The sequence below is a fragment of the Bacillus marinisedimentorum genome (genome assembly GCF_001644195.2).
Lineage (GTDB): Bacteria > Bacillota > Bacilli > Bacillales > Bacillaceae_O > Bacillus_BL > Bacillus_BL marinisedimentorum.
The window spans coordinates 70,829-82,575 of the sequence record NZ_LWBL02000013.1 but is presented as its reverse complement, the minus strand read 5'-3'; the positions used below and the strand labels follow the sequence as shown (position 1 = coordinate 82,575).

At 49.3% G+C, this 11,747-nt stretch carries 5 protein-coding genes; 3 read left to right on the top strand and 2 right to left on the bottom strand.

The window, feature by feature from the left end:
* Positions 1-135: 135 nt before the first annotated feature.
* Positions 136-1,287 (bottom strand): cation:proton antiporter, encoded by a 1,152-nt coding sequence (locus A4U59_RS03930; protein WP_070119889.1) that lies wholly within the window; start codon positions 1,285-1,287, stop codon positions 136-138.
* Between the two features lie 194 nt (positions 1,288-1,481).
* On the opposite strand from A4U59_RS03930, the gene A4U59_RS03925 reads away from it, so the two are divergent.
* Positions 1,482-2,036 (top strand): GNAT family N-acetyltransferase, encoded by a 555-nt coding sequence (locus A4U59_RS03925; RefSeq protein ID WP_083270644.1) that lies wholly within the window; start codon positions 1,482-1,484, stop codon positions 2,034-2,036.
* A gap of 334 nt (positions 2,037-2,370) precedes the next feature.
* Here the strand turns inward: A4U59_RS03925 and A4U59_RS03920 are convergent, their stop codons facing one another.
* A complete protein-coding gene (locus A4U59_RS03920) occupies positions 2,371-3,237 on the bottom strand; it encodes a sulfite exporter TauE/SafE family protein (RefSeq protein WP_070119885.1) in 867 nt (288 codons plus the stop codon).
* 1,249 nt (positions 3,238-4,486) lie between these two features.
* Here A4U59_RS03920 and addB point away from each other — a divergent pair.
* Together addB and addA are read left to right on the top strand one after the other, a co-directional pair.
* On the top strand, positions 4,487-7,999 hold the full coding sequence (gene addB / locus A4U59_RS03910) for a helicase-exonuclease AddAB subunit AddB (RefSeq protein ID WP_070119881.1): 3,513 nt from the start codon (positions 4,487-4,489) through the stop codon (positions 7,997-7,999).
* Positions 7,989-11,744, top strand: a complete 3,756-nt coding sequence (gene addA, locus A4U59_RS03905; protein ID WP_070119879.1) for a helicase-exonuclease AddAB subunit AddA — start codon at positions 7,989-7,991, stop codon at positions 11,742-11,744. The genes addB and addA overlap by 11 nt, the downstream gene beginning before the upstream one ends.
* Positions 11,745-11,747 lie beyond the last annotated feature (3 nt).

The following is an 11,747-nucleotide window of genomic DNA, read 5'->3' as shown; positions in this document are numbered from 1 at the left end:
TTTATATACAATTATTGGTTCATTTAATGTGCGCATTTAATTGCTTTTTCACTTTTCTCGGCGTTATCGGAACTGCGTGCGGTTTCCGATGCAGCTTATTTTACCACGTGGAGCAGCGGCCTTTCCCGGAACGGATCACTCAGGATGTGTACTTGTGTCTGCATTTTTGAAGAACTTTTCAGTCAGTTTCGGTGCAAGCATGAAGATAAGCATTCCTATAAACGCAGCAGCCAGAATATAAATCCCTGTAAAAACTTGCAGTGTTCCCGTTGCGAGTCCTGCGATGATTACAGAAAACTCCCCGCGTGGAGTAAAGGAAAAACCGGCGAGCGCGGCCTCCTTTTTTTCCAGTCCGTACCATTTCCCTCCGTAGTAACCGACAAGTACTTTATATAGAATCCCCCAGAGAAGCAAAACGGCCAGGAGGCCAACAGAAGGAACGGTGTCATTAAATTCCATGGAAATCCCGAAATGCAGGAAAAAGAACGGGAGGAATAAGTTTCTGACTGGCATCAAGTCACGCTTGATCAACCTTTTCACTTTTACATCAGCCAATATCATGCCTGCCAGGAAGGCACCGATGATTTCGGAAAGTCCGAGCAGGACAGCAACACCGCCGTAAGCCAGTGCACTCCCGACAACTAGCAGGATGAAAGCATCATCGGTAACGATGCGTTTGACATACGGCTCAGCCCATTTGAACACGATTTTGCTGAGTACGAATGCGCCTGCTGCCAGTCCGGCAATTTTCACAAAGATGAACACAAAGTCAAATCCTGTAAAGGATTCGCCGGACATGCCGATCAAAACGGTAACGAGCACTGGTGCGACAAGGTCTTCAAATATGAGCAGGGACAGCATGAATTCTGACTCCCTGTTTTGCAGCCTGTCCGAGTGCTCAAGCAGTTTTGCGGTTATGGACGAACTGGTTGCATACACAATTCCTCCGATGATGAGGGCCGGGAAAAAGTCGAGCCCAAAAAGGTAGGCGACAAAAGTGGTGATGACAATCCCTAAAAAGGCGTCCAGTGTTCCAGCTTTCCACACCTTTTTAATATTCAGGGCGAAATTTCCGATGTTATAGCGCATGCCGAGTAGGAAAAACAGCAGAATCATTCCGATTTCTCCTGCTACCTTGATCGCTTCCGATTCATGGATGAAAAAAGATAAGCCGATTCCAAGCAGCACATATAGGACTATGTCCGGTACCCTTAATAATTTTATTCCAATAAAACCTGACAGTGCCAGGGCGAGTAAGATGAGTCCAACGACCAGCGGCAAATTCACAAAAGTTCCATCCTTCCTGAAATTGATGTAATGTCCTTCCTTTATTCCCCGACTCAGTAACAATCACTCCTGTTTTTGGCAGATGCCGCCATCCATAAAATAACAAAAATGAAAAATAGTAATATAGCCGACTGAAAGGATTTTCACGGAGCATCGCGAACACTACTTTATAGAAACATAGAGCGGGGGGATTGATGATAATGCTAAATAAGCCGCTGTTCCATGGTGACCGTGTCAAGTTGACGGCTTTTCAGGAGGAGGATGCCGCTGTGCTGGCCGCATGGCATGAAGATGATGAATTTCTACAGTTGTTTGATGCCAGGCCGGCCGTTCCGAAGTCAAAGAAAGACATGGAGGATTGGATCAGCAGCCAGGAGTCTGACAGCTTTCGCTTTGCCGTAAGATTAAAAGGCACAGAAGAGCTGGCAGGCTTTATTGAAATCGATGGCATCCTGTGGAATCACAGAAGCGCCTGGATTTCCGCTGCACTGCAGCGCCAGTACTGGAGCCAGGGGTATGGGACTGAAGCAATGAACCTTGCCATCCAATACGCATTTGAAGAATTAAACCTTCACCGGCTGCAGTTGACCGTGTTTTCTTATAATGAGCGTGCAAAGCGGATGTATGAGAAACTCGGTTTCATAAGGGAAGGATCGCACAGAGAATTTCTGGAACGCCGCGGCAGACGGCATGACCTTGAACTTTACGGAATGCTGAAAAGAGAATGGATGGAAAAAGAGCACAGCTAAGGCGTTAAAGCCTGCTGTGCTCTTTTTTTGCTAAAATTATAATATGTAAGCGTTGTGGATAAAAAGCCAGAAGAGAATCGTCCAGCTCCAGGCGCCAGCGGCTATCGTCATAAGCGGTGATCCCCTCCGGGAGGAAAGAGCACCTCCCTGCGGGTACCCCCGCTTATGCGTACGCCGCTAAGCGGGCGCTTTGCGCATTTGTTCCTCCAGCTCCAGGCGCCAGCGGCTATCGTCATAAGCGGTGATCCCCTCCGGGAGGAAAGAGCACCTCCCTGCGGGAACCCCCGCTTATGCGTACGCCGCTAAGCGGGCGCCTTGCGCATTTGTTCCTGAGTCATTCGTTCTGCTGCTCTTTTCTGCTGCCGATCATAGTCCTGCTAAACGAGTAAATTAAATAAATAATGAAAGCGGTGAGGCCCGCAAGCCCGGTCATATTCAGCCCAAACAGCTTCAGCAGGACGCTGAGCCATGTGACAATATATAGCAAGCCGAGTCGTTTTTTGATTTCCGGATCGCTGAAATAAGCTGTCAAATGGGCGCCGACTTGACCGCCAATCAAAGCACCGATGACCAGCATGATTCCAATCACATAATTGATCGGTGTTGTAAAAGCATATGAAATAAAACCAGATATAACGATGAAGAAAACACTGACAAGGCTCGTTCCGACAGCCAGTCTTGGCTGCAGAGCAAGCAGCGATATAAACAGCGGTACGATAATGAATCCGCCCCCGACTCCGAGGGCCGTGGAGGCGAAGCCGCCAAAAAAGCCGATAAACAAAATAATCGGGAGGGAGTGTTTTCCGTTTTCAGCGGGTTCCTTAGGCTTCCCTTTTTTCTTATGGAGCATCGAAAAAGCGAAATAACCGAGCAGCAGCAGATAAAAACCAGGTATGACCGTTTCAGAAAGCCCTCTGCTTTCGAGAAACAGGACAAACGGGTGAGCTACCCTTGTCGCGGCAAGTCCGCTTAATCCTGTGATGAATGCCAGCTTCCACTCGATGTTGCGGAGGCGCAAATGGGCAACTACTCCGGATACCGATGTTCCGATTGTATAAAGGAGGCTCGTTGCAATGGCAGTTACTGGCGCGAAACCAAACAGCAGCAGCACCGGTGTCAAAACAAAGCCGCCGCCCACTCCGAAAAATCCGGAAAGAATCCCGATGATGGCCCCGATGAGCAGATATGCAGCTAATTCCAAAACGATTGCTCCTTCCGTCTGCAGATGATTATAGTTTAGCCAGAATGCGGCTTTTTGAGCAAATGTTTTGCCTTGTTTGTTGTTGAGGGGAGGAGCTTGATCCTATGCTGCAGACAGTATGTTACGAATCCAGATACATCCAGTCAGTACGGCGCGAAACCTGCCCCTTAACCGGTCGCGGTCCATGATGGTGCACAGGGGACGGCGCGAAACCGGTATGGAACGGCGCGAAAAGTCGTAGTTATGGCGCGAAACGGGTGGTTTGGCGTGAAAAGTCGCAGATACGGCGTGAAAGGGCAGGATTTGCGCATGAAAGGAGGACTGTTTGGCATGAAAAGTCGTTGTTACGGCGCGAAACCTGCCCCTTAACCGGTCGCGGTCCATGATGGTGCACAGGGGACGGCGCGAAACCGGTATGGAACGGCGTGAAAAGTGGTAGTTATGGCGCGAAACGGGTGGTCTGGCGTGAAAAGTCGCAGATACGGCGTGAAAAAGCAGGATTTGCGCATGAAAGGAGGACTGTTTGGCATGAAAAGTCGTTGTTACGGCGCGAAACCTGCCCCTTAACCGGTCGCGGTCCATGATGGTGCACAGGGGACGGCGTGAAATACGCGATTCCGCATGAACCAGCTGCATAACCTATAAAATATAGTTCAAAACCGTCTGCTAACTGCAAAATAACCGTTCCTATGGATTGAATTGAAGCATTACTTCCAAAAATCCCAAATAATCAATTGTTGATTTTTAAAGGTCTTTATTACAACAGCAGGCGTGAGAATCCTTAAAATTGCTCACCAATTTTCTCGTGCAGAAAGGATTCATAAAGGCTTATTAAATGTACCGCAGCGCCTCAAAATCGGGGGACAGCCCGGAATCCGGGATTTTCGGGGAACCACCAGATATCAATTTAAACCTCTGAAGCTCGCTGTACCATACCATGATCGGGCAAAAGAACAGCACCCATTCATCTGCAAGGTGGAAGAGAACGGAAAAATCTGCTAAACTTATAGAACGGATGTTCGAAATCACCTTCAGATATTGGCAGATGAAAAAGGTTTATCGGCATTCGCGGAAATAGTATCATAGAATCAGGAAATGTGACGTTGAAAAGATAAGCAGATACTTACAGGCAGCCGTTTCGCACATGTTTCAGCAAAAACGGCCTGTTTTACATTTTTGATTACATAACGAGACAGCTCGGGCGATCCTCAAGCTGTCGACAGATATTTGCAGGAGCGGAGGTTATTCAATGACAGTGCGATTTGTCATCGGACGGGCAGGAAGCGGGAAGACGGCGCTTTGCAAAGACGATTTGCGGAAGCGTCTCAAGGATAATCCGGATGGAAACCCGCTGATTTATCTTGTGCCGGATCAAATGACATTCCAAACGGAGTATGATTTGATCACAACGCCGGGACTTGGCGGCATGATCAGGACGCAGGTGTTCAGTTTCACGAGGCTGGCCTGGAGGGTTTTGCAGGAGACTGGCGGGATTTCCCGTTATCATATCAATACGCTCGGCCTTAATATGATGATCCGAAAGATTTTGGAAAGCCGAAGGAAAGAGCTCAAGGTGTTTGAAAAGGCTGCTGAGAAAAACGGATTTATTGAACAGCTTGAGGAGATGATGGCTGAATTCAAGAGATACTGTGTCACACCGGCCGATCTAGAGCAGAAACGGATGGAACTTGATGCTGGCGGAAAAGCAGAAGCGGGAACGGAGAGCCTGAAAGAGAAGCTTCACGATTTTCAGCTCATTTATGAAGACCTGGAGAAAAGCCTGGCCGGCCGTTATGTCGATTCAGAAGATTATTTGAGGCTGCTTGCCGAGAAGATTCCGGATTCCGATTTTATAAAAGATGCCGAGTTTTATATTGATGGGTTTTACAGCTTCACACCGCAGGAAGAGCTTGTTCTTGGAGCGCTTTTTCAGCATGCGAAGCGGGTGACTGTTTCGTTGACGCTCGACCGCGAGTATGAACATGCTCCCCATGAACTTAATCTATTCCGGATGACGGGGGATACGTTTATGAAATTGAGGGAGCTAGCCGGAGGTCTTGGGGCGGAACTGGAGAAGACGGTTGTTTTGGATGGAAAGCCCCCCCGTTATGAGCAGGCTCCGTCACTTGAACATCTGGAACGCTGTTATGATGTCAGGCCGGCTGAACAAGTTGATTTAGCCGGGGAAATCACGCTTGCTGCGGCCGTTAACAGGCGGGCAGAAGTGGAAGGCGTTGCCCGGGAAGTCCTTAAGCTCGTCCGTGAAGAAGGGTACCGGTTCAGGGATATCGGCATATTTGTCCGCAACATGGGAGATTACCAGAAGCTGATGGAGACGATATTCAATGATTACGAGATTCCTTATTTCATCGACCTGAAGCAAACGATGCTGAATCATCCCCTGTTTGAGCTGATTCGGTCATCACTCGATGTCATCCATACGAACTGGCGTTACGATCCGGTGTTCCGCTGTGTGAAAACGGACCTGTTTTTTCCGCTGGGGAGCCGTGTTGAAGGGCTCCGGGAACAGATGGACCAGCTTGAAAACTACGTGCTGGCCCGCGGCATCCAGGGCGTCAAGTGGAAACAGGATGAGCCGTGGACCTACCGGCGCATTTATTCACTTGAAGATACGGACACCGGGCAAACGGACAAAGAGAAGGAAATTGAGGATAAGATCAACCGTCTGCGCAGATTGATCGCAGCACCGCTCGCTTCCCTTGAGGAAGAAATGAAAAGGGCGAAAACGGGCCGGGATTATGCGGAAGCACTCTATCATTTTCTTTCCGGGATAAGGGTTCCTGAGAAAATTGAAAAGCTGCGCGATACGGCAGCTGAGAACGGAAATCTTACACTCGCCCGCCAGCACGACCAGGTGTGGGATGAGTTTATGGATTTGCTGGACCAGATTGTGGAAATCACCGGTGATGATAAACTGACATTTGATATGTTCATGAAAATGATCGGAACAGGACTGGAATCGATGAGGTTTGCACTGGTGCCGCCTTCACTTGACCAGGTGCTGGCGGGAACGCTTGATCGGACCCGTTTTGGGGATGTGAAAATTTCATTTATTCTCGGGGTGAATGAAGGTGTCCTGCCTGCTGTTCCACAGGAAGACGATGTCATTTCCGATGAAGAAAGGCAGCTTCTTCTTGATTCGGGTGTACAGCTGGCACCAGGAAGCCGCGAGCAGCTGTTGGATGAGAATTTTCTGATTTACCTTGCTCTGACCAGTCCGTCGGAGCGGTTGTGGGTAAGCTGGCCCCTTGCGGATGAGGAAGGGAAATCATTGAATCCGTCTGTTCTTGTCAAACGCATCAAAAGCCTTTACAGTACGCTGGAGGAAAAGCTCATTTTAAACGATCCGACGGAAGTTAGTGAACAGGAGCAGCTGGATTTCGTCACGACAGGCAAGAAGACGCTGTCTTATCTCGCTGCCCAGCTGCAGGCGTGGAAACGGGGGTATCCGGTTGCACCGCTGTGGATCGATGTCCTGAATGAATTTATCACCAGTGAACAGTGGTCGGAAAAGGCGCGGACCGTCCTGGGCAGCCTGTTTTTTAAAAATGAAGCAAAGCAGCTTGATGCGCATATCAGCAAAGAGCTGTACGGCGAGCAGATCCAGGCAAGTGTTTCAAGGATGGAGCGGTTCAACTCCTGCGCATTTTCCCAGTTTGCTTCACACGGGCTGAAATTGAAGGAGCGGCAAATCTTCAAGCTCGAAGCTCCTGATATCGGGCAGCTTTTCCACGGGGCATTGAAACGGATGTCCGAACTTGTGAAGGAGCACGGCCTTGAATGGAACGAGCTGACCAGCAAGCAATGCGAGCAATTTTCCATCCAGGCGATCGATGAATTGGCGCCGCATCTTCAAGGTGAGATTCTGTTAAGCTCAAACAGGCACAATTATATAAAACGGAAATTGCAGCAAGTGGTGGCAAAGGCTTCGGGTGTCATGAGTGAACATGCCAAATCAAGCGGATTTGTACCGATCGGCCTTGAGGTTCCATTCGGGTCTGGCCAAGACTTGCCTGCCATTACCTTCAAGCTTCCTAACGGCACTGAAATGGAACTGGTCGGCCGAATTGACCGGGTCGACAAAGCGGAAAGCTCAAAAGGGATGCTGCTGCGGGTCGTCGACTATAAATCAAGCGAGAAGGCGCTGAGCCTGGCTGAAGTATACTTTGGCCTGGCCTTGCAGATGCTCACATATCTCGATATCGTGCTGACCCATTCCGATAAATGGCTCGGCGAGGATGCGCATCCTGCCGGAGTCCTCTATTTCCATGTCCACAACCCGATGGTCACTTCGGATTACCGCCTTCCGGATGATGCCATCGACAGGGAACTTTTCAAGCAGTTCAAAATGAAAGGCCTCCTTGTTGCCGAAGAAGAAGCGATTAAGCTTATGGATAACACGCTCGATAGCGGGCATTCCGACGTTGTTCCGGCAGGCCTGAAGAAAACGGGCGGCTTTTACAGCAATTCTTCAATAGCAAGTGATGAAGACTTCAATCACCTCCGAAAACATGTGAGGGAATTGATCAAAAAGATCGGTACGGATATCACGGACGGAGTCATTGATATTGCGCCTTATAAAATGAAGGACAGGACGCCTTGCACATTTTGCTCATATAAATCTTTCTGCCAGTTTGACAACTCGCTCGAAGAAAATGAATACCGGCTGCTGAAGCCTGAAAAAGATCAAGTTGTCCTTGAGAAAATCAGAAAGAAAGGAGACGGCGCCGATGATCAGTAATTTGCCGAAGCCTGAAAACAGCACATGGACGGATGAACAATGGGATGCCATCACCGCCTCCGGAAAAGACATCCTCGTAGCCGCCGCAGCCGGCTCGGGAAAAACAGCCGTCCTTGTTGAACGGATCATCAAAAAAATCACATCACTTGAAAATCCGGTGGACATCGACCGTCTCCTTGTCGTGACATTCACAAATGCAGCAGCTTCTGAGATGAAAAAGCGGATCGGTGATGCCATTGAAAAGGAACTCGAAAGTCATCCGTCCTCCCTACACTTACGGAGACAGCTTACCCTCATTAACAGGGCTTCGATTTCAACGCTGCACTCCTTCTGCCTGAATGTCGTAAGGAAATATTATTACAAGCTTGATATCGATCCGGGTTTTCGGATTGCAGATGGCACTGAAGCCGATCTCCTGATGGATGAGGTCCTTGATGAGCTTTTTGAGGAGGAATATGGAAGGGAAGGAAACGAGGCATTTTATGACCTTGTTGACCGGTATGCAAGTGATCGGAGCGATGCCGACCTGCAGGACTATGCCCGCAAGTTATATAATTTTTCACGCGCACATCCATGGCCGTTTGAGTGGCTCGATAATGTTGCGGAAGAATATGAAAATGCCGGGAAAGGCATCGGCATCGAAGATCTTCCGTGGATGAAAGACCTTGCCGGTGATGTGAATTTGCAGCTGGACGGAATGGAGGCGATTCTCGCCCATGCAATGACTCTGACTAAGGAGCCGGGAGGACCTTCCGCCTATGCAGATAACCTTGAAGATGATCTCAGAATCGTACAGGAACTGCAGGCCGCTGCAAAAGACTCCTGGCAGCGTCTCTATGAGGAAATGCAGACAGCATCCTTTTCAAAGCTGAAAACGGTTAGGAAAGGCGAGGCGGATAAAGACCTGCAGGATCGGGTCAAGGCATTTCGCGAAAAAGTGAAAAAGCAAATCGGCAAGCTGAAGGAAGAGCTTTTTGCCCGCAGCCCGGATGCTTATATGCAGGATGTCCGCGAAATGGCTCCGGTTGTCCGGACGCTTGTCGAGCTTGTGAAAAAAGTGACCATAAGATATGCGGAGGCCAAAAAGGAGCGGGCGCTTGTTGACTTCAATGACCTGGAGCATTACGCGCTTTCTATTCTGGCCGAATCCCATCATCAGGCCGGCGGAATAACAGATGTCGTGCCTTCAGATGCGGCAAAGCAATACCGCCAGCAGTTTACGGAATTGCTTGTTGATGAGTACCAGGATACGAACCTTGTACAGGAAACGATCATTCGCCTGATCGCGAAGCCTAATACAGAGCAGGGCAATGTATTTATGGTTGGAGATGTGAAACAGAGTATTTACCGGTTCCGTCTGGCTGAACCGGGATTGTTCCTTTCCAAATATAAAAGGTTTGGAAACGGCGGCGGTAATGGGGGAATCAAAATTGATTTATCGAAGAACTTCCGCAGCCGTGAAGAAGTGCTGCACGGCACAAACTTCATCTTCAAGCAGATCATGGGTGAAACAGTCGGTGAAATCGAATACGATGATGCGGCGGAGTTAAAACCCGGCGCAGCTTACCCGCCTGGTTCCGATACTGAAACGGAGCTGCTCCTTGTCGATCAGCAAAAAAATGATGAGCGGAAGCAGGAAGCGCCTGATGAAAGCCGCATCAATCCAGATGAGTATGAAACCGTCCAGCTTGAAGCCCGCCTGATGGCAAAGAAGATTAAAGAGTTGGTCGGTACTTATCAAATTTTTGATAAGAAAATTGGCGGGATGCGGACGGTCACATATCGTGATGTCGTCATTCTTTTGCGCTCGATGCCATGGGCGCCAGCCATTATGGAAGAGTTCAAAAAGTACGGCATCCCTGTTTATGCGGAGCTGTCCACCGGTTACTTTGAAGCTGCAGAAGTATCGGTCATGCTTTCGCTGCTGAAAGTGATCGACAATCCGCTTCAGGATATACCGCTTGCTTCAGTGCTGCGGTCGCCAATTGTGGACTTGAGTGAAAACGAACTGGCTTCCATCCGCCTTGAGAATAAAAAGGATACCTATTTTGAGGCGGTTCTTTCCTATATTTCCGGAACAGGCGGAGACCGTGTTTTAAAGGAAAAACTTGACCGTTTTTATAAAAGCCTTGAAGAATGGCGGACAAAAGCGCGCCAGGGCGCCCTGTCCACTTTGATCTGGGATTTATTCGGCGAAACAGGTTATTACGATTTTGTCGGCGGGATGCCGGGCGGAAAGCAGCGCCAGGCAAACTTGCGGGCACTCTATGACCGGGCAAGGCAATACGAAGAAACATCATTCCGCGGATTGTTCCGGTTTCTCAGATTCATCGAGCGCATGCAGGAACGCGGTGATGATCTAGGGGCAGCCCGCGCGCTGGGCGAACAAGAGGATGTTGTGCGCATCATGACGATCCACAAAAGCAAAGGGCTTGAGTTCCCTGTAGTCTTTACAGCAGGCCTGGCCCGCCAATTCAATATGATGGACCTTCACCAGAAGGTGCTTCTCCATAAAGAACTCGGTTTCGGTTCGCGTTTGATCAATCCCGAGCTGCGGATCAGTTATCCGACCCTCCCGCTAATCGCCATTAAGCGCAGGGCCAGAATGGAGCTGGCGGCAGAGGAAATGCGTGTTTTGTATGTAGCCCTGACCCGGGCACGGGATAAACTGTACTTGATCGGCTCGGTGAAAGACCGAAGTAAAATGGTTGATTCCTGGAAGGAACATATCGACCATGAGGATTGGCTGCTTCCTGACTATGAACGGTCGCGCAGCACCTCCTATCTCGATTGGATCGGGCCGGCACTTGTCCGCCACCGCCATATTCTTGAAACGCTTGAAGAAGAAAAGCCGAATGGAGATTCTGAAATAGCACGGCATCCTTCAAACTGGAAGATCGATTTTGTCAAAGGGGAGACATTGACTGAAGAAGCACCTGATGAACTGGCCCGTGAAGAAGAGTTGATGGAATCACTCCGCTCATGGACCCGTTATCCGGATGACTCTCCTTTTGCTGATCAGGTCCAGCGCAGGCTTGAGTGGCGTTACCCATTTACGCAGGCCGCCGGGCATAGTGCGAAGCAATCGGTCACTGAAATGAAAAACCGGCATGGTGCAGTCGATGAGAACAGTGACATCCGTTTAATTCAACGTTTTCAGGCCCCGATCGAAAAAAGGCCGCGTTTTTTACAGGAGCAGAAAATGACAGCGGCCGAACGCGGAACAGCGATGCATATGGTCATGCAGCAGCTCAAGGTTGCCGATGGGATTAGTTCTGATGAAATAAGGGAACAAATCAGTAAAATGGTTACCCGCGAATTGCTTACTGACCAGCAGGCTGAGGCCATTGAACCGGAACGCATCGCCGATTTCTTCGGCAGTGAGCCGGGCCGCCGTTTTCTAAACGCCGCGAAAGTGGAACGGGAAATCCCGTTCAGCTTAGCCTTCCCGGCAAAAGAAGCCTATCCTGAATGGCAGGGGGAAGATCAAGAATTTGTCCTTGTCCAGGGTGTGATTGATTGTCTCCTGGAAGACGAACAGGGGCTGGCAATCATCGATTATAAAACGGATAATATATCAAACCGGTTCAATGGCAATTTCAGTGAGGCGAAACCGGTCCTTGCCGACAGGTACCGCACCCAGCTTAACCTTTATCAGCGGGCAGTTGAGCAGATTATCAAAAAGAAAGTCAGCCGGAAATATTTGTATTTCTTTGACGGCGGTTATCCATTGGAATTGGATTAAAAG